Origin of the sequence: Rhodococcus sp. Ni2 (assembly GCF_021352185.1) — a bacterium.
GTDB lineage: Bacteria > Actinomycetota > Actinomycetes > Mycobacteriales > Mycobacteriaceae > Rhodococcus_F > Rhodococcus_F qingshengii.
Genome location: NZ_WOXZ01000002.1, coordinates 62,410 through 80,754, shown reverse-complemented (window position 1 = coordinate 80,754; position 18,345 = coordinate 62,410). Strand labels below are relative to the sequence as shown.

Sequence of the window (18,345 nt, the reverse complement as noted above, 5' to 3'; positions counted from 1 at the left end):
TCCTAGTCTGAACTCATGACGAGCCTCCTCCACCCCAACGCCTCGCACGTCGCCGAAACACTGATCTCGCGGGGTCACCACGGCGTCATCGTCACGCAGCCCGACGCCACGCACACCGCGGCCGAGGCAGCGGCGGCCGTCGGGGTGGAGGTAGGCGCGATCACCAAGTCACTGGTGTTCCTTCTCGACGACGATCCGGTCCTGCTGCTGGTCTCCGGCGCACATCAGGTGAATCTGAAGGCCACCGGCGAACGCCTCGAAGGCAAGCTCACGCGGGCGACGCTGGAGATGGCGAAGTCCGCGACGGGCCAGCCGATCGGTGGGGTCGCTCCGCTCGGGCATCCCACCAACCTGCCGACGTACGTCGATACCGCCCTCGAGCAGTACCCCGAGTTGTGGGCAGCCGCCGGGCACCCCAACACGGTCTTTCGCACGACGTACTCCGAACTCCTCCGAATCACCGCCGGCCTCGCCGTCGACATGGACTGAAGCACTTCATCCAGCCCGGTCCGAAACCACTCAGACGTGCGTCCACCTATAGTTGGACGCACCATGTGCACTGCAACCAGGACCCCGGCCGGCAACCACTGGCGTCGACGGCACGTAGATCTGTGCCGCACCGACGCCTGTCTGTGTATGCCGAGCGCAGTCACCTCGACCACACCGCACACCTCGAGTTCCAGCCGGAGAGTTCCCGTTGTCTGACAAGCCGAATGCCGTTTCCAGCCACACCACCCCCGACGTCCCCGAAGTAGCGGTGACGCCCGAGTTGTCCACCGGCATCTGCGCCGGTGACTACCGCGCTGCGCTTCGCCGCCACCCCGCCGGTGTCACCGTCGTGACCCTCGATTCGGGTACCGGCCCGGTGGGTTTCACCGCCACCTCGTTCTCGTCCGTCTCCCTCGAGCCGCCGCTCGTCTCGTTCAACATCGCGGAGACGTCGTCGAGCATCAATGCACTCAAGGCAGCCGAGTCCTTGGTGATCCACCTTCTCGGCGAACATCAGCAGCATCTGGCCCAGCGCTTTGCGCGTAGTGCCGATCAGCGTTTTGCAGACGAGTCACTGTGGGCAGTGCTCGACACCGGGGAGCCGGTGCTGCACGGCACCCCCAGCTGGATGCGCGTCAAGGTCGACCAGCTGATCCCTGTCGGCGATCACACGTTGGTCATCGGTCTCGTCACGCGGGTGCACGCCGAAGAGGACGACGAATCCGCTGCCGCGCCCCTGCTCTACCACGAGGGCAAGTACTACCGCCCGACTCCGTTGGGTCAATAGACAACTGTGCGCCTTTATTAACCGCCCGCGGTTAATAAAGGCGCACAGCAAGTTAGAGCGCTACGTACTTGGTATCGAGATACTCGTCGATACCCTCGGTTCCGCCTTCACGGCCGAAGCCCGATTCCTTCACCCCACCGAACGGCGCGGCAGCATCGGAGATCGCGCCGCGATTGACGCCGACCATGCCGGTGTCCAGCTTGGCCGAGACGCGCATCGCCCGGTCGATGTCGCGGGTGTAGAAGTACGCCACGAGGCCGTATTCGGTGTTGTTCGCAGCCGCGATCGCTTCGTCTTCGGTGTCGAAACCGACCACTGCCGCAACGGGTCCGAAGATCTCTTCCTTCAGCAGGCGCGCATCGGCGGGCACCTGGTCGAGGACCGTCGGGGTGAAGAAGAATCCGGGGCCTTCGGGTGCCGATCCACCGGTGCGAACGCGAGCACCCTTGGACACGGCGTCGTCGACGAGTCCGGTGACGGTTGCGAGCTGCTTGGTGTTGATCAGCGGTCCGATGTTGGTGCCCTCGGCGTCACCGGCGCCCACCTTCAAGGCCGCAACCTTGGCGGTGAACTTGTCGGTGAACTCCTCGCGCACCGAGTTGGCGACGTAGATGCGGTTGGCCGCGGTGCAGGCCTCGCCGCCGTTGCGCATCTTCGCGAGCATTGCGCCGTCGACAGCTGCGTCGATGTCGGCGTCGTCGAAGACGATGAACGGCGCATTGCCACCGAGTTCCATCGACGTGCGGAGCAGCTTGTCAGCAGCATTGCGCACCAACAACTTTCCGACGCCAGTGGAGCCGGTGAAGGTGACCTTGCGCAGACGCGCATCTTCCATCAGCGGTCCACTGATGGAGGCCGCGTCGGACGTCGGGAGGATCGAGAGCACACCGTCGGGCAGACCGGCATCGGCGAACACCTGACCGAGGAGCTGCATGGTCAGCGGCGTGTCCTCGGCGGGCTTGACGATGATGGTGCAACCGGCAGCCAGCGCCGGTCCGATCTTGCGTGTGCCCATGGCGAGCGGGAAGTTCCACGGGGTGATCGCGAGGACCGGTCCGACGGCTTCCTTGGTGACCAGGATGCGACCGTTGCCGGCCGGAGCCTGCGTGTAACGTCCGCCGATGCGTACTGCTTCCTCGCTGAACCAGCGCAGGAATTCGCCGCCGTAGTTGACCTCACCGCGGCTCTCTGCCAACGACTTACCCATTTCCAGGGTCATCATCAGCGCGAAGTCCTCGGCGCGGGCGTGCAGCAATTCGAAGGCGGTGCGCAGAATCTCGCCGCGTACACGTGCCGGAGTGGCCGCCCAGTCTTCCTGCGCCGCAGCGGCGAGGTCGAGCGCACGGATACCGTCGGCAGCGGTGGCGTCGGCTACCTGGGCGAGTTCCTCACCCGTTGCCGGGTTGTAGACCGCAAAGGTCTTCTCGGCCGGGACGAGCTTGCCGCCGAGCCAGAGACCCTTGGGTACCGAGTCGAGAAGATCCGAGACGTTGGACATGTCAGTTCCCCTGTGCTGCAGTGCGGATGGCGGTCTCGAGGACGGTCAACGCGTCGTCGAGCAGCTCTTCGGAGATGACCAGCGGCGGGAGTAGACGGATGACGTTGCCGTAGGTACCGCAGGTGAGGATCACGACGCCGGCAGCGAGGCATTCGGCGGCGATCTTCTTGGTGATGTCGGCGTCCGGCTCCTGCCCACCGGGCTTGACCAGCTCGATGGCGAGCATGGCGCCGCGACCGCGAACGTCGCCGATGACGTCGAGTTCCTTTGCCAGTGCGTTCATTCGGCCGACGACGGTCGACTCGATGGTGCGTGCGCGGCCACAGAGGTCGAGCTCACGCATCTGGTCGATGGACGCCAATGCAGCGGCGCAGGCGACGGGGTTACCGCCGTAGGTGCCACCGAGGCCGCCGGGGTGGACAGCGTCGATGAGCTCGGCGCGGCCCGTGACAGCGGCGAGCGGCATGCCGCCTGCGATGCCCTTGGCGAGCGTGACCAGGTCGGGCACGATGCCCTCGTGATCGCTGGCGAACCAGGCGCCGGTACGAGCGAAGCCTGCCTGAACCTCGTCGGCGATGAAGACGACGCCGTTCTCCTTGGCCCACGCGACGAGCGTCGGGAGGAAGCCTTCTGCGGGAACGATGAATCCACCCTCACCCTGAATGGGCTCGATGAGGATGGCGGCGGTGTTGGCAGCGCCGACCTGCTTCTCGATCATCGTGATGGCGCGCTGTGCGGCCTGCTCACCGGTGATCTTGGAGCCGTCGACATTGAGGCCCTCGCGGTACGGGTAGGACATCGGGACGCGGTAGACCTCGGGGGCGAACGGACCGAAGCCGCTCTTGTAGGGCATGGACTTCGAGGTCAGTGCCATCGTGAGGTTGGTGCGGCCGTGGTACGCGTGGTCGAAGACGACGACTGCGTCGCGACCGGTTGCGTGACGGGCGATCTTGACTGCGTTCTCGACAGCTTCTGCGCCGGAGTTGAACAGCACGGAACGCTTCTCGTGGTCACCGGGGGTGAGTTCGGCGAGACGCTCGGCGACCTCGACGTAGCCCTCGTACGGAGCGACCATGAAACAGGTGTGGGTGAAGTGCGCGACCTGATCCTGAACTGCGGACACGACGGCCGGGTTGGAGGCGCCGACGCTGGTCACCGCGATACCGGCACCGAGGTCGATCAGCGAGTTGCCGTCGACGTCGACGATGACTCCGCCGTCTGCGTCGGCGACGTAGACCGGGAGGGTGGATGCGACGCCGGCGCCGACGACCTTCTTACGGCGTTCGGCGAGCGCAGCCGAGCGCGGGCCCGGGAACTCCGTGACGATGCGACGCTCCTGCGGAAGCCGGTATTCGATTGCACTCATGTGACCACCCTCTCGGTTGTGTATTGCATTCGAGTATGCGACGCGCGAAGCATCGCAAGCACTGCCGAAATGGATACCCGGAGCTTCAGGGCTACTCCATATCGGCAACGACAGCTAGCCTTGATCAGGTGACGGTTCCGATCTCGTGGCTCTTGCGCCAGAAACACCTCTCGCTGGCTCTGCTCACCGACCGAGCAGCTGCCACCCACCCCGTCACGTTTGCGCAGGCCACAGAGCTGACGGACCCCACCCCGTGGCTTTCCGGCGGCGAATTGGTGCTCACCACCGGGCTGGCACTGGTGGGCGCGGACGCCACCGACTACAGCGAGTACATCGACCGTCTGGCCGCCGCAGAAGTATCGGCTCTGGGTTTCGGGACCGGCCTTTCCCACGAGAGTGTGCCCACAGACCTGATTGCCGCCGCCCGCAGCCGCGGACTCCCCCTGCTGGAAGTGCCGTTCACGACCCCGTTCGCGGCAGTCACGCGCGCGGTGATGACCCGTCTGAGCCAGCAGGAGTACGAATCGGTACTCCGCGCGGCAGAAGTACAGACGCGCATCACCCGCGTTGCACTGCGCGGTGGCGTGTCTGCCATCGTGCGCGAACTGGCCACGGCCACAAAAACTTCGGTGGCGTTTGTCGGAGATCGGATCACCGCGGTGCATCCGGCAAACCAGAAGTCGTTGATCACCGAGGTTCGCGCGGTCGCGGCGACCACCCGCGATCCCAACGCTCCGGCGTCGATCTCGCAGAGCACACCCGAACGGACGCTGACACTGTCCCCCGTCGGCGTCACCGACAGCTGGCACGGCTACCTCGCCATGGCGGGCGCCGGGCCCCTGAGCAATATCGACAGAGTGTTGCTCGGGCATGCGGTCTCGCTGCTCACTCTCGAACTCGAGAAACCGGTTCGACTACGGGCCGAGCGAACTCGACTCAACGCCATGGCTTTCGGGCTCTTACTCGACGGCCGAATCCCCGAAGACAGTGTGCCGTCGTACTTGGACGAAGCGAGCGACACGCACGGCAACATTCGTGTCGTCCACGTTCGCGGATCCGGACTCGGCCCCGTTCTTCGCGAACTCGACAACGCTCTCGCGCGAGCAGGCCGGCCGTTGTTCGCGCAATCCGAGGACGGTTCGCTGACCGTCCTCCTCCGAGGAACCGACACAATCGACACCGCCAAAACACTACTGGCGCAGCTCTCCCCCACCGAAGCGAAAGCCGTGCGTGCCGGAATCAGCACCCCTCACCGTCTTCTCGACGCACCCCGCGCACTCGTCCAGGCCCGCGCCGCGGCCAACCTCACGACGGCTACGGCGCGTATTCTCGAGTTCGACGCTCTGAGTGGTTCGACGATTCTGGCATCCGAGTCTGCCCGTGAGGCACTGATCGCAATGGCTGCGGACACCATCCCGGTGTTGACGGAACACGACCAGGCACACGGAACCGCACTGGCCGCGTCTTTGCGCGCCTATCTCGAGGCAAACGGCCAATGGGAATCGGCCGCAGCCGAACTCGGTGTTCATCGGCACACCCTCCGAGGTCGCATCGCACGCATCGAGGAACTGCTGCAATGCGACCTCGGGCAGGCCAGGGTCAGAGCCGAACTGCTGCTATCGCTACTCGCCTGGGAGGGCCGCTGAACCCTCCGCGGCGTCTACCGAAGCGAAACTGGACGCACCGCGAACGAGTAGTTCGAGTTCGGCGTCGACCGTGCAGAGACGGGCGGTGTCCAGCGCTCCACTGCGGCTCACACTCGACATCAAAGCCGTGAACCGGCGCACCGCTTGCGGATTGGCGGCGGTCCACAGCTCGACGACCTCCGGAATACCTTCTCCGAGCGCTCCGGACACGAGGTCTGCGAAACGCGCCGTCAACCTGGCGTGGACGGCAGCGCTGCCCATGACCTCCCAATGCGAGGCACCGACGGCGACGTCGACGCCGCCGAGAACATCGCCCAGGTCGAGAGCGTCGGAGAGTTCCCGATAGATCGCGGCTGCGGCCGCGGCCGTCGTATTCTCCTGCAGTGCAATGTCTGCCAGGGCGAGTGCTCCGAAAGACGCCTCGATGCGCTCGCTTGCCGACAAACCGTCGGTGAGTTCCCGCACCGGGGCTGCCCACCGATCGATGTCGGCGCGCGGGTTCACGGTGAACCGGCCGGCAGCACCCGGGCGGCGCAACACCCAGCTCATTTCGGATTCCAACAGCTGCTGCAAGCGATCGAGAGCCTTCAGCTGTTCGGTGGCACTGAGATCGGAGTTCAGGATTTCACGTCGAAGGTCCTCCGTTCCAAGCACTTCGCTGACTACGGCGTAGGCCAGAGCCGCTTCCGGACTGCGAACTCTGAGGTGTTCCTCGAGCCGGAACAGCACGCCGGGGCCGACGCGGTTGACCAGTTCGTCGACCACCGAGGTGATGATGATGTCGCGGCCCAACCGATGTGCGCGGACTGCGTCCGGTGCGGCCTCGACGACGGAGAGCGGGAAGTACTGCGGGAGACGATCGGCGAAGATCTGATTGTCCGGGACCGTCGATGCGCCCAGTTCCGCAGTCAGTACGTTCTTCGACTGCGCCACCAGCACAGCAAGTTCCGGCCGCAGGAGACCCTGCCCGGCACGCGCCCTGACCGCCAGCGCCTTGGCGTCGGGCAGAGATTCTTCCAGTCGCTTCATGGCGCCCGCCGAGACCAGGTTCTCGATCAACCGCTCGTGCTGATCGAGCAGGGCCGGTGCGCGGTGCTCGGCCAGGCTGATCGCGAGGGTCTGATCTTCACTGGCCTCGAGCACCGATGCGGCCACCTCGTCCTGGGCCGCCGCAAGTAGTTCATTGCGCGAGGTCGAGTCCAACGCTGCGAGTGCGATCTTGATGTTGACCTCACGGTCCGAGGTAGCCACGCCGGCCGCGTTGTCGATGAAGTCGGCGTTGATTCGGCCTCCGCCAGCGGCATATTCGATGCGGGCACGCTGGGTGAAGCCGAGGTTGCCGCCCTCACCGACCACCGTCGCACGCAACTCGTCAGCGCTGACGCGAACTGCGTCGTTGGACGGATCGGCCGCGTCGACGTTGCTTTCGGTCGACGCTTTCACGTAGGTACCGACGCCGCCGTTCCACAACAGGTCCACCGGAGCACACAGGATCGCTCGGATCAGTTCCTGCGGGGTCAAGTTCTCCTCGGTGATCCCGAGGGCCGCACGCGCCTCGAGCGGAAGGCGGATCGACTTCGCGCTCCGCGGCCAGACGCCACCGCCCGGCGACATCACGGTGCGATCGAAGTCGTCCCAGGACGAGCGCGGCACGGTGAAGAGGCGAGCGCGTTCGGCAAAGCTCGTCTCGGTGTCGGGGTTCGGGTCGATGAAGATGTGGCGGTGATCGAATGCCGCGACCAGACGGATCTTGTGCGAGAGCAACATTCCGTTGCCGAACACGTCGCCGGACATGTCCCCGATACCCGCGACGGTGAACGGATCGGTGTCGACATCGAGGTCGCGCTCGGCGAAGTGCCGTCGTACCGCCACCCAGGCTCCGCGAGCGGTGATGCCCATCGCCTTGTGGTCGTATCCGGCCGAACCGCCAGAAGCAAAAGCGTCGCCGAGCCAGAAACCACGCTCGACGGCGATGCCGTTCGCGACGTCCGAGAACCGCGCTGTCCCCTTGTCTGCTGCCACGACGAGATAGGAGTCTTCACCGTCGTACTCGATTACTTCTGCCGGGTGTACCGCAGCGCCGTCGACGATGTTGTCCACCACGTCCAGCAGGCCGCGAATGAAGGTGCTGTAAGACTCCTGCACCTGCGCCGGAGTCGGTGACGACGTGCCCCGAACCACGAACGCGCCCTTGGCTCCCGAAGGAACGATCGGCGAATTCTTCACGCTCTGGGTCTTCATGAGACTCAGAGCCTCGGTGCGGAAGTCCTCGTATCGATCCGACCAACGCAGGCCACCACGGGCGACGGAGGAACTACGCAGATGCACGCCTTCGACATTGGGTGCGCTGACGTAGATCTCGCGGAAGGGAACGGTCTTCTGCGGAGTGGAGAGCAACTGCGAGTCGATCTTGAACGACGCGTACGGTAGCGGTTCGCCGCTCTCACCGCGCAGGTACCAGTTGGTGCGCAGAGTCGCCTGCAGGAACGAACGCACGCCGCGCAAGACGCGATCCTCGTCGAGAGTGTCTGCACCGTCGACTGATTCGTCGATAGCTGCCGTTGCGGTAGCCACAGCTGTCTCACGCACACCCGCCACGGCGGGGTCGAAACGCGCGGTGAAAAGTTCGATCGCCTGCCGTACGAAGAGTGGCTTCGCTGCCAACACTCCGACGATGTAGCTCTCGGACAAACCGATACGAGCCTGAGCGAGGAAACGGCACGCAGCGCGCAGCAACTCTGCATCGCGCCAGGTGATGTCTGCTCGTCCGATCAGACTGGAGAACGCATCCATCCGGGTCTGTCCGGCGATGACGGCTTCGAAGGCGTCCGCCATCTTCTCCAGCGCACTGCCGTCGAAGGTGCTCGGCTCGAAGGTGAAGTAATGCGCCGAACCCAGAACGGTCGGAAGCGGGCGGTGCGTCGAAACTCGGAGTCCGAGAGACTCGAAGTTCTCGCACAGATCGGAGAGGGAGGGCTCTCCGGACGGCCACAGCACCACGCAGGTCAGATCGTCACTGTTCAGGTTGTCACCCTGACGGAAGACGAGTCGCTGGCCCGCTGCTGCCAATTCGGCGACCAGTTCGAGCGCCGGGTCACCGGATCGATCACCGCCTGCCGGTCTCGATTCTGCAGCTGCGGTCTTGGTCGCCGATGATGTGCTCGCCATTGAACACCCTCCTGGAAATTATTGGATCCGAACACTTTCCAGTGTTGCGTGGATCACCGGAAAGAGGTCGTGCCCGATAGGAGTACCAACCCCCATCGGGCACGACATTTCGGCAGTTGCGGTGAGCTCAGTCGCCCAACCTGATCGGAGCAAGCTCCTCGAACACGTCGCCGGGTCCGGGATTCTCGGCAGGCGCAGCGCCGCCGAGATGGTTGACGACGCCCCATACCGCGTTGATCGCGGTCTGGATCGCGCCCTCAGCCCAGCCGGCGGTCCACGACACGTCGTCACCGGCGAGGAAGATTCCCCGATGACGCGGTTCGAGATCATTCTGCACGAAGTGGGAGAACAGGCGCTCCTGGTAGCGGTAGTGCCCCGGAAGGTTCGCCTTGAATGCGCCCATGAAGTCGCGCTCGGTTTCCCACGACAGCGTCACCGGGCTCGAGATGATGTGGCTGCGGAAGTCAACGCCGGGGTAGATCTCTTCGAGAGAGCGCAGCATGATGTTCATGCGCTCGGTGGCGTCGAGCGCCAGCAGCTTCAGCGAATCGTCCGACCAGGTGTACGACAAGCAGATCAGGCCTGGCTTGCCCTCGCCTTGATCCAGCAGGTAGGTGCCGCGACTCATACGGTCGGTCAGTGTCATCGACACCGAATCACGGCCGGTCACGGGGTCCTTGTCCTTCCAGAACGGGCGGTCGACGAGAACGAACACCTTGGTCGAACCCATGTAGTGAGTTCGCTCGATCGCAGTCCAGTGGTCGATCGGGAACAGATCGTCGTCACACCTGATATTGTTCAGCAGCATCCAACTCTGCACTGTCACAACGGCACTCGCATACGTGCGAATGAAACCTTCGGAGTCCGTCACCGTGATGTTGCCGGGCTCGGTACGCCGGAGTTCGGTGACGCGGGGACGCGTCTCACCGTCGTTGAGCGAAGCGACCGTAGTACCGGCAGGCCAATGCGCCATGTGCGCCGGGGCGCGGTTCCACAACCGCATCGGCAGCTGCTGCGATCCACCGACGATGCCGCGGTGGTCGTCGTCGGCGGCCGTGATGACCACACGAAGGATTTCGAGGATCGAATTGGGGTAGTCGGTATCCCAACCGCCCGTACCGAATCCGACCTGTCCGAACACTTCCCGCATGTGGAAGGACTTGAAGTGCTTCGACGCGGCGAGGAATCCGTAGAACGTCTGGTCGTCGTAGCGCACCACGAGGTCGTTCCAGATCCGCTTGATTTCTGCGGTGTCGCGGTCACGAATGGCCTGCTGCAACGGAATCAGATCGGCATGCTCTTCGAGAGTGCGCTGCCAGGCCTGCGCCACCTCGGTGTAGATCGGCGGCAGATCCTCGAGAGTGTGCGCGTAGTGGCTCTCACCCTTGAGATCGATGACCGTGCTCGGTGTGACCTCGGCAAGGGGATTGGGGAACTCTTCGGTCTGCAGACCCAGTTCGTTCAGGTAATGGAACAACGTCGTCGACGACGGTGGGAAACGCATTGCGCCCATCTCGGCGACAACCCCGGGGTGCCCGTCGAACTCGACCGACCGCATCCGGCCGCCGATCTGATCGGCTTCGTAGACAATCGGTTTGAGACCGATCTTGAGCAACTCGTAGGCCGCGATCATGCCGGAGAGTCCGCCACCGATCACGGCAACCTCGGTACCCAGTGCCAGGTCGGGCACCGAGCCGAGTCCCGCCGGACTGGAAACGTAGTCGTCGTACGGGAACGGAAAATCCGGTCCGAACATCGTGAGGGGCGGCTGCTTGCCGGGTTCCGAGGAACTGTCCGGAGCTACTGGGATGGTCATCTACGGTTCTCCTTGGAGACAGTCGTGACAGGAAGGTCTGGATACAGATCGAGGCGTCGATCGTCGAGATGTGTATTGAGAGTGCGCGATTGCGCGACGGTGGCGGCGGCGATGTCCGCGAAGAGCAATTCCTGGTCGCCGCCGGCCCTCGCCAACTCGGCACCGTCGGGCGCGATGGCGCACGAGAGACCGCAGTAGGTCAGCTCGGTTTCGGCGCCGCAGCGATTGACGTAGGTGACAAACATCTGACTCTCGTATGCGCGGGCCGGAACCACTTGCTGCGCAATGTGTTCGTACGGAGTCATCAACCCTGTCGGCACGATGAGCCATTCGGTACCGGAGTCGGCATGGGCCCGAACCGCTTCCGGAAATTCCACGTCGTAGCAGATCAACAATCCGCAGCGGATGCCCTCGAAATCGAACCCGACCACCAGGGTCTCACCTGGCCGAAAGTGCTCACGGTCGAGCGTGCCGAACAGATGCGTCTTGCGGTAGTGCGCAAGCGAAGTGCCATCGCGGTCCACCACCTGCACGCTGTTGTAGACGTCTCCCCCGTCGAGTTCGGGGTAGCCGTAGACGACTGCGATGCCTGCACTTCGAGCAATCTCGGCGACGGAATCGAAGATAGGGCCGTCGGCCGGCTCCGCGCGTAGCGACACCAGTTCACCGATGTCGTAGCCGGTTGCGGACATCTCCGGCGTCAGCAGGATCTTCGCACCGGATGCCGCAGCCTCGCGGGCAGCAGTGTCGATTGCAGCGAGATTGAACTCCACCGACGCAAAGGTGTCCGGGGTGGTGAGCGGACCTTGGAACAGGCCAACTCGAACTGAATCGACATGCATGGTGCGCTCCTTCAGGAGTTCCGTGACGCCAATTTTCGACGGTGTGTGTGACGGGGACAACTACCAGGGTGACGGGTGCCGCCAATCATGTCAACTCTTGTTTCCTAAGAATCAACATTCGCGGATTCGATTCTCACAAAGACGACGCGCGTGGCCCTTCCGGCAATGCCGGATTCAAGACCCACAGAACCTTCGCCGGAACCGAGCCTTCGGCCTGAAAACTATGGTTGTGCGTCGGCGTGAACGTGAAGGAGTCGCCCGCCGCAAGCACGACGTCCTCGGCATCGACGGCCTCACCGTTCGGATCCGTCCGACCACCCTCGAACGAAACCCGCAAACCACCCTCGAGCACGTGTACGAAGTTCACGTCGATCGGCAGACTGTAGAACTCCCGACCACTTCCGCCGCCTGGTTCCAGCTCGCCGAGCAGCACCTGAATTCGACGCTCGTTGGTAGGCGTGAGCAGGTACTCCGTCATCTTTTCGCCACCGAAGCTGATTTGCGGCATGGCGTCGGCGCGGACCACTTCACCGGCGGACGCATTCTCGAACAGGGATCCGACGGGGATCTCGAGCACCGCGCACACCTTTATCAGGGTCGCCACCGACGCGTTGACGTGATCGCGCTCGAGTTTCGAGAGATACCCCTTGGTCACACCACAGGCCTCGGCCAGGTCGTCGAGGGTCAACCGCTTCGATTGACGTGCCGCCTTGAGCCTCGCCCCGATGCGCGGTCCGACCGGCTCGACCGCTTCCTTCGCCTTGGCCACTGAACCCACTCCTTCACGACCACCGTGTCCCTTTCAGGAAACAGGGGTTGACAACCGAGCCTCTTGAAGAAACCATACTTGCTCAGAGAGCTACATCACTGAAGGGCGCCCGGTGTGCGCCGAATCGAGAGCAGGGACCTCTGCACATGGCTACCAACAACCCCGGATCGTTCATCGGACCCGTCGACGCCACGCGCGTCCCCCGCTACGCCGAGCCGACCACCTTTGCGCGTCTCCCGCGCCTGGACGAGGTCTCGCGCGCCGACGTGACGATCCTCGGTATCCCCTTCGATTCGGGTGTCAGCTACCGCCCCGGTGCCCGGTTCGGTCCGGGGCACATCCGCGCTGCGTCGAAGCTGCTGCGTCCGTACAACCCAGCGCTGAAGGTCTCGCCCTTCGCCAACCAGCAGGTAGCCGATTTCGGCGACATCGGCGTCAACCCCTTCGACATCCAGGAAGCTCTCACGACGGTTCAGTCCGCCGTCACCGACCTGCGCGCCGACGGTTCCTCCGTGCTCACGCTCGGCGGCGATCACACCATCGCACTGCCGATCCTGCGTTCACTGGCCCGCGATCACGGCCCGATCGCCGTCCTGCACTTCGACGCTCATCTCGACACCTGGGACACCTACTTCGGTCAGCCTTTCACCCACGGCACCCCCTTCCGCCGCGCCAGTGAAGAGGGCCTGATCGACATGGAGCGTTCGCAGCACATCGGCATCCGTGGACCGCTCTACAGCGAGAAGGACCTCGAAGACGACCGCGTCCTCGGTTTCCAGGTGATCCGCAGTGACGACTACGAGGTCGACGGTGTCGCCAGCATCGTCGAGCGCATGCGTAAGCGCCTCGACGGTGGCCCGGTGTACGTCTCCGTCGACATCGACGTACTCGATCCCGCCCACGCTCCGGGCACCGGAACACCCGAAGCGGGCGGCATGACCTCTCGCGAATTGTTGAACACACTGCGTGGGTTGGTGGGACTCAACGTGGTCGGCGCCGACATCGTCGAGGTAGCGCCGGCGTACGACCACGCCGAGATCACCGGTATCGCAGCGGCTCACGTCGCTTACGAGTTGCTGTCGGTACTCGCACTCAATCGCTGAAGCAGCACAACGGTATCCGTCGTGTGATGCATCTCGGGGTTCGCGGGAAGATCACGTTCCCGCGACTCCGAGACCAACACCTTCCAACCATCGGTAAACAGCGACTCCACGTATTCGGGTGTATGCAGCATTGCCCGATGATGTTCGGTGGGCGACTCGTGGGGCGAGTGGCCCACGATCAGCAAATGCCCGCCCGGCGCGACCAGATCTCCGAGAGCACGGAACAATTCCCCGCGCGCGGGTTCGAGCATGTGGAAGAACTGCGCGGACACCAGATCGAACGATCGACCCTGCGGATCCCACTTCGTCAGGTCGGCTTCCAGCCATTCGATGTCGACGCCCTCGCCCTCGACGTGAGCCTGGGCGCGGCTGAGCGCAACCGACGATATGTCGGTGCCGGTGACCTTCCACCCGCGACGCGCCAACCACAAAGCGTCGGCACCTTCGCCGCAACCGACGTCGAGTGCCGTGCCCGGTTCCAGGTCGGAGGCTTCGGCAATCAACTGTGGGTTGGGATTTCCGCTCCAGCGCGCGGGGCGTTCCTCGTACAGCGAGTTCCAGAATTGTGCGTCCGCCTTGGCGTACGGATTCTCGGTGGTATCGGAGTTTTCGTGGTGATTGTGGCGTTCGTGGCTCATGCACCCAGGATGAACGACCTTCCACAACTCACGCAACTATCTTTGCTGAAACAGCAACTTCTCCATTTCGACGCCCTGCTAACGTCACGTCGTGGCCGGTGGATTTCCCGTGTTTCGTCTCTACTGCAACTCAGCAGGCCCATACGTTTTGTGTTGTGCGCATTTCCCCGAGTTCACCGGTTCGAACTCGGACGAAGAGTTCGGCGTCCAGCAGAGCTTCGACCGCGCAGTCGAGAAGATTCTGCGCGATGCATCCTTCGAACCGACTACCTTGACTTTGGTCGGCGAGCAGCAGGGCTATCCCGTCGGAGACCGACTGTTCGATACGACAGTTCCGCGTACCGGAACCGTCTCGTACGCGTTCCAAGAAGCCGGACCGCCGTGGATCGTTCTCGGCCTTGATGTTTCGGCGGACGAATCCTGGTCCGAAATCGACGACGACGCAGACCTCCACGGTCTCGGCCCCACCTCCCCGTTGAGGTCAGTTCCAGCAACCGTGCTCACGGAGACCGGGTGGCCACGACGAAGTGACCTCGACTCCCCGTGAACTGAACCAGAACTCCAACCTTCGTGAAATCGAACAAAAATCCGCCCGATTTTCGTGAGGATCGACCGAAATGCCCGTCACGTCCTACGCCAAGATTTAGCGGTCACACTCGACTGCGCCCTCACGATTCACTCCCGGGCCCCGGCTCCTTCACGGAGGCACAATGAAACACCGCTCCTATTCGACGCTTGCCGCGACCGCGGGGCTCGCGCTCGTATTGTCGGCTTGCAGCTCGGGAGGCACGTCCTCGGGCTCCGGCGGCGGTGAGCCTCTGACTGACGGAACCTTCCGGTACGCGTTGCAAGGCGATCCGGGTGCACTCAACCCGATCATGTCCGGCTCTGCGGCAACCGCGGAAATTTCGAAGCTGGCGTACGACTCCCTGGTCTACCAGGATCCTGAAACCAGTGAATTCAAACCATGGTTGGCCGAGAAGTGGGAAGAAACGCCGACCTCCGCGTCCTTCACCATTCGTGAAGGCGTGACCTGTACCGACGGGTCGACGCTGACTGCACAGACCGTCGCGAACAACATCAACTTCGTAGCCGATCCAGCCAAGGGTTCACAACAACGCGGCACCACAGTTCCCATCGGCGCTTCGGCCACTGCCGATCTCGCCACCCGCACCATCACGGTAACCACTCCGGCGCCGACCCCGTTCCTCCTCCTCACCATCAGTCGCCTCCCGATCATGTGCGATGCCGGTCTCGAAGATCCGACCGCCTCGAACAACAAGTCGCTGGGCTCCGGCATGTTCGAAGTCACCGAAGTCTCGGCCAATGACCACTACACGTTCGAGCGTCGTGACGGTTACAGCTGGGGGCCCGACGACACCACCTCCGACACACCGGGTGTCCCCAAGACAGTCATTGCTGTCATGGCACCCAATGTCAGCACCGCAGCAAACCAGCTGCTCTCAGGCGAACTGAGCGCATCTCCGATCGCCGGTCCGGACAAGGATCGCATCGATGCCGCCAATTTCGACTCGGTCCAGCGCCCACTTCCCGCCGGTCAGATGTACTTCAATCAGATTGCGGACAATCCGACCAGTGATCCCGCCGTTCGAAAAGCTCTCGTCCAGGCTGTCAATCTCGACGATCTCGCTGAAGTCATCACTGGCGGCCAGGGCACCCGTGCAACAAGTCTTGTCTCCGTCGAGCCCCGAGCCTGTGTGTACGACTCTGTCGCAGGCAACATTCCGGACTTCGACCTCAGCGCAGCAAAGGCAACACTGGACGCTGCAGGTTGGACCGCCGGCTCCGACGGCAAACGAAGCAAGGACGGAAAGCCGCTGACCCTCCGCCTCTTCTACGCTGCCGGCGAAGATGCGCGCAGCGCGGCAGCCGAGCTCACCCAGTCGGCATGGTCCGACCTCGGTGCGACCGTCGAGGTGACAGGAGCCGACCAGACCAAGGTTGTCGACGTCATGCTCAGTGGCAAGGACAACAACCAGTGGGACATCGCGTGGATCCAGATCAACAATTCGGTTCCCAGCGGGTTCGTCCCGTTCTTCTCCGGTCCGGCTCCGGCAGCAGGTAAGAACTTCTCTTCGATCAACAACCCCGCCTACGAAGCAGCCGTTGCCAAGGCCTCCGGTTTGACCGGCGACGCAGCATGCGCGGAGTGGGCAGACGCCGAGTCACAGATCACCAAAACGGTGTCCGCAGTCCCGTTTGCAGATACGGTCTTGAGCTTCTACTTCAACAAGGCCGGACTCGCATTCGGTAAGACCTTCATCGGTTCTGCGTTGCGCCTCTACCAGTAGGCCGGTCGACCGAACGCGGTGCGTCAACGAGATACGTCAGATCATTGTGATCTGACGTATCTTGTTGCCACACCGATCGTCTCGTTGTCGAGTTCGACGTAGGTCAGCTGAGGAATGCTGGACGCAAGTTCAGTGAAAGCCCACTTCGCAACGTTCTCGAATGACGGACTCGTCCAGAGCGTCCGTGTCGACAAACCATCCACGTTCTCCGAGTTGGTCGTCCTCGAACGAGAACGCCACTCGCATCGTCACGCGAAATCCCTCGGCAGGCATCAGCGGCGGCAAGTTCTTCGCGTCCCGCACCGGTGCCGGAAGCCCCTGCCTCACAGCGAATGTACGACGGATCTCGATACTGAACATGCGCACCAAGGTATCAACATTCATCACAATTCTATGAGCGGACCAATCGCGCAATCGCCTCGTTCGCTTCTTTGATCTTCGCGTCCGCCTCGGGCCCACCGGCAACAGCGGCTTTGACGACGCAGTGGCCGATGTGGTCCTCGAGCAGGCCCATGGCCACCGCCTGGAGGCCCTTGGTCATCGCCGACACCTGCGTCAGGATGTCGATACAGTACTTGTCCTCGTCGACCATGCGCTGCAGGCCGCGAGCTTGACCTTCAATGCGACGCAGACGCGCCAGGTAGTCGCCCTTGGCGGTGATGTAGCCGTGCGAATCTCCCGTGCAGCACACATCGCCGGTCGCATCACTGCCTTGGACACTGTTTGGAGCGCTGCTTGGCGCACTGCCAACTTCTGTCGCTTCCGACATTCGATGTCCTCCTGTTCGTCAACGCGTGATTTCGCAACAATTCTCGTTACCGGGGCGATGTGCGGAGACTCTTCGACTTCCGTTGTCTTGCAGAGCAATCACTGCGCACATCGCCACGCATTTCGCTACTGCATGAACAGATGGATGCATGGCGATTGCCCATGCCCGTTTTCCCGTTGCTGCGAAACTCATTCGGTTTCAGTGCCCGTGGTGCGCGTGGCTCGAGTGTTCGGCCCCAGACGTGGTCGCATTGTCGGCCGTCAGCGTGAATTCCGCCGTACGCACCACTCCGCCGTGCTTGAAGTCCAAAAACAACCGGTAACCCTCGGCGCTCGGCATGTTGGCGTAGAAGGTGATTGCCGGTCCGGCCGGCGTGACACCGTCACCGGGGTAGCCGTCCGGATGGACATGGAGATAGGCGAGGTCGGAGGCACGCAACGCGACCAGATGCCCGTATGCGGCAAGGTAGGGCTGCAAGTCTGTGACCGGGATTCCGTCACGACTGACCGAGAGCGTGAGCTTCGATGTCTGGCCGGCATGGGCCGCGCCTTCGAGGGAGACGGTATAGCCGTCGACCGTCGTGGCGGCAGTAGCGGCGGGCAACGGCCGAGGATCGTAGGATCCGGCGACGCGCACATCCGCACTGAGCGTGATTCCGTCACCACCGTCCGGAGTGAAATCAGCGAATACTCGATAGTCTCCCGCATGATCGAAATCGACTGACACATGCCAGTTTCCGTTCTCGTCCAATTCGGGATGCACGTGCTGGAATCCGGTCAGGTCCAGACCGACCACGATCAGATGCAACTGCTTGTCGTGGGTGTCCGTGTACCGGATCAACGGAGTTCCAACCGGATCCAGGATCCGGAACTGCAAGGGGACATGGTTGCCGACGGCCGCCTCCGACGTTGCCAATTCCAGTGTGTAGCCGTTGTCGCTGAACATCTTGCCCTCCAAAGTTTGGGTCGGCAGCACTTTCGTTGCCGTCTGCGTCAGGTTCTGCACTCCTTGACATCGAACCTGTTGCAATTTGTACCATACCCCCCTAGGGTATGCAACGAACTACTCGAACACCCTGAATTCACTCGAAGGAGATCCGATGCGCATCTACGCAGAGCGCCGGCCGAATGAGTTCCAAAAAC

The 18,345-nt window shown here is 63.1% G+C and carries 16 protein-coding genes; 6 read left to right on the top strand and 10 right to left on the bottom strand.

What is annotated here, in order from left to right; translation table 11 throughout:
• The first annotated feature begins 15 nt into the window (after positions 1 to 15).
• Both GN300_RS13975 and dszD read left to right on the top strand, forming a co-directional pair.
• On the top strand, positions 16 to 489 hold the full coding sequence (locus GN300_RS13975) for a YbaK/EbsC family protein (protein ID WP_063315096.1): 474 nt from the start codon (positions 16 to 18) through the stop codon (positions 487 to 489).
• 208 nt (positions 490 to 697) lie between these two features.
• A complete protein-coding gene (gene dszD, locus GN300_RS13970) occupies positions 698 to 1,276 on the top strand; it encodes an NADH:FMN oxidoreductase DszD (RefSeq protein ID WP_063315097.1) in 579 nt (192 codons plus the stop codon).
• 52 nt (positions 1,277 to 1,328) lie between these two features.
• On the opposite strand, the gene GN300_RS13965 is transcribed toward dszD, so the two are convergent.
• Together GN300_RS13965 and gabT are read right to left on the bottom strand one after the other, a co-directional pair.
• Entirely contained in the window at positions 1,329 to 2,774 is a 1,446-nt protein-coding gene (locus GN300_RS13965) for an NAD-dependent succinate-semialdehyde dehydrogenase (protein ID WP_058227969.1), read from the bottom strand.
• A 1-nt stretch (position 2,775) separates the two neighbouring features.
• On the bottom strand, positions 2,776 to 4,140 hold the full coding sequence (gene gabT, locus GN300_RS13960; RefSeq protein WP_007727077.1) for a 4-aminobutyrate--2-oxoglutarate transaminase: 1,365 nt from the start codon (positions 4,138 to 4,140) through the stop codon (positions 2,776 to 2,778).
• 128 nt (positions 4,141 to 4,268) lie between these two features.
• On the opposite strand from gabT, the gene GN300_RS13955 reads away from it, so the two are divergent.
• Positions 4,269 to 5,786, top strand: a complete 1,518-nt coding sequence (locus GN300_RS13955; RefSeq protein WP_054187874.1) for a PucR family transcriptional regulator — start codon at positions 4,269 to 4,271, stop codon at positions 5,784 to 5,786.
• On the opposite strand, the gene GN300_RS13950 is transcribed toward GN300_RS13955, so the two are convergent.
• The 4 genes from GN300_RS13950 to GN300_RS13935 all read right to left on the bottom strand — a co-directional run bounded on the left by GN300_RS13950 (position 5,763) and on the right by GN300_RS13935 (position 12,381).
• Positions 5,763 to 8,954: an NAD-glutamate dehydrogenase domain-containing protein gene (locus tag GN300_RS13950; protein ID WP_063315098.1), complete on the bottom strand. Its 3,192-nt coding sequence runs from the start codon at positions 8,952 to 8,954 to the stop codon at positions 5,763 to 5,765. The genes GN300_RS13955 and GN300_RS13950 overlap by 24 nt on opposite strands.
• A 127-nt stretch (positions 8,955 to 9,081) precedes the next feature.
• Positions 9,082 to 10,770 (bottom strand): NAD(P)/FAD-dependent oxidoreductase, encoded by a 1,689-nt coding sequence (locus tag GN300_RS13945; protein WP_007727084.1) that lies wholly within the window; start codon positions 10,768 to 10,770, stop codon positions 9,082 to 9,084.
• Positions 10,767 to 11,612: a carbon-nitrogen hydrolase family protein gene (locus GN300_RS13940; RefSeq protein ID WP_063315099.1), complete on the bottom strand. Its 846-nt coding sequence runs from the start codon at positions 11,610 to 11,612 to the stop codon at positions 10,767 to 10,769. The genes GN300_RS13945 and GN300_RS13940 overlap by 4 nt, the downstream gene beginning before the upstream one ends.
• A 133-nt stretch (positions 11,613 to 11,745) precedes the next feature.
• Entirely contained in the window at positions 11,746 to 12,381 is a 636-nt protein-coding gene (locus GN300_RS13935; RefSeq protein WP_082845687.1) for a helix-turn-helix domain-containing protein, read from the bottom strand.
• Between the two features lie 146 nt (positions 12,382 to 12,527).
• On the opposite strand from GN300_RS13935, the gene speB reads away from it, so the two are divergent.
• Positions 12,528 to 13,484 carry an agmatinase gene (speB, locus tag GN300_RS13930; RefSeq protein ID WP_003941134.1) on the top strand — a complete coding sequence of 319 codons (957 nt, stop codon included), beginning with the start codon at positions 12,528 to 12,530 and terminating at the stop codon, positions 13,482 to 13,484.
• Here the strand turns inward: speB and GN300_RS13925 are convergent.
• Positions 13,448 to 14,122 (bottom strand): bifunctional 2-polyprenyl-6-hydroxyphenol methylase/3-demethylubiquinol 3-O-methyltransferase UbiG, encoded by a 675-nt coding sequence (locus tag GN300_RS13925; protein ID WP_063315101.1) that lies wholly within the window; start codon positions 14,120 to 14,122, stop codon positions 13,448 to 13,450. The genes speB and GN300_RS13925 overlap by 37 nt on opposite strands.
• Positions 14,123 to 14,213: 91 nt before the next feature.
• Between GN300_RS13925 and GN300_RS13920 the strand changes: the two genes are divergently transcribed.
• Positions 14,214 to 14,669, top strand: a complete 456-nt coding sequence (locus GN300_RS13920) for a hypothetical protein (protein ID WP_233405641.1) — start codon at positions 14,214 to 14,216, stop codon at positions 14,667 to 14,669.
• Positions 14,670 to 14,832: 163 nt separating this feature from the next.
• Entirely contained in the window at positions 14,833 to 16,434 is a 1,602-nt protein-coding gene (locus GN300_RS13915; RefSeq protein WP_050655997.1) for an ABC transporter substrate-binding protein, read from the top strand.
• Between the two features lie 129 nt (positions 16,435 to 16,563).
• Here GN300_RS13915 and GN300_RS13910 read toward each other — a convergent pair whose 3' ends face one another.
• From GN300_RS13910 to GN300_RS13900, 3 genes are all read right to left on the bottom strand, one after another.
• On the bottom strand, positions 16,564 to 16,818 hold the full coding sequence (locus GN300_RS13910) for a hypothetical protein (RefSeq protein WP_233405640.1): 255 nt from the start codon (positions 16,816 to 16,818) through the stop codon (positions 16,564 to 16,566).
• A gap of 7 nt (positions 16,819 to 16,825) precedes the next feature.
• Entirely contained in the window at positions 16,826 to 17,203 is a 378-nt protein-coding gene (locus GN300_RS13905) for a metal-sensitive transcriptional regulator (protein WP_063315102.1), read from the bottom strand.
• 198 nt (positions 17,204 to 17,401) lie between these two features.
• Positions 17,402 to 18,148, bottom strand: a complete 747-nt coding sequence (locus GN300_RS13900) for a hypothetical protein (protein WP_267933158.1) — start codon at positions 18,146 to 18,148, stop codon at positions 17,402 to 17,404.
• Positions 18,149 to 18,345 lie beyond the last annotated feature (197 nt).

Coding starts and splice junctions, on each gene's coding strand:
- GN300_RS13975 (WP_063315096.1), top strand. CDS start 16: ATGACGAGCCTCCTCCACCCCAACGCCTCGCACGTCGCCGAAACACTG.
- GN300_RS13965 (WP_058227969.1), bottom strand. CDS start 2,774: ATGTCCAACGTCTCGGATCTTCTCGACTCGGTACCCAAGGGTCTCTGG.
- gabT (WP_007727077.1), bottom strand. CDS start 4,140: ATGAGTGCAATCGAATACCGGCTTCCGCAGGAGCGTCGCATCGTCACG.
- GN300_RS13950 (WP_063315098.1), bottom strand. CDS start 8,954: ATGGCGAGCACATCATCGGCGACCAAGACCGCAGCTGCAGAATCGAGA.
- GN300_RS13945 (WP_007727084.1), bottom strand. CDS start 10,770: ATGACCATCCCAGTAGCTCCGGACAGTTCCTCGGAACCCGGCAAGCAG.
- GN300_RS13940 (WP_063315099.1), bottom strand. CDS start 11,612: ATGCATGTCGATTCAGTTCGAGTTGGCCTGTTCCAAGGTCCGCTCACC.
- speB (WP_003941134.1), top strand. CDS start 12,528: ATGGCTACCAACAACCCCGGATCGTTCATCGGACCCGTCGACGCCACG.
- GN300_RS13925 (WP_063315101.1), bottom strand. CDS start 14,122: ATGAGCCACGAACGCCACAATCACCACGAAAACTCCGATACCACCGAG.
- GN300_RS13915 (WP_050655997.1), top strand. CDS start 14,833: ATGAAACACCGCTCCTATTCGACGCTTGCCGCGACCGCGGGGCTCGCG.
- GN300_RS13910 (WP_233405640.1), bottom strand. CDS start 16,818: ATGAATGTTGATACCTTGGTGCGCATGTTCAGTATCGAGATCCGTCGT.
- GN300_RS13905 (WP_063315102.1), bottom strand. CDS start 17,203: ATGTCGGAAGCGACAGAAGTTGGCAGTGCGCCAAGCAGCGCTCCAAAC.
- GN300_RS13900 (WP_267933158.1), bottom strand. CDS start 18,148: ATGTTCAGCGACAACGGCTACACACTGGAATTGGCAACGTCGGAGGCG.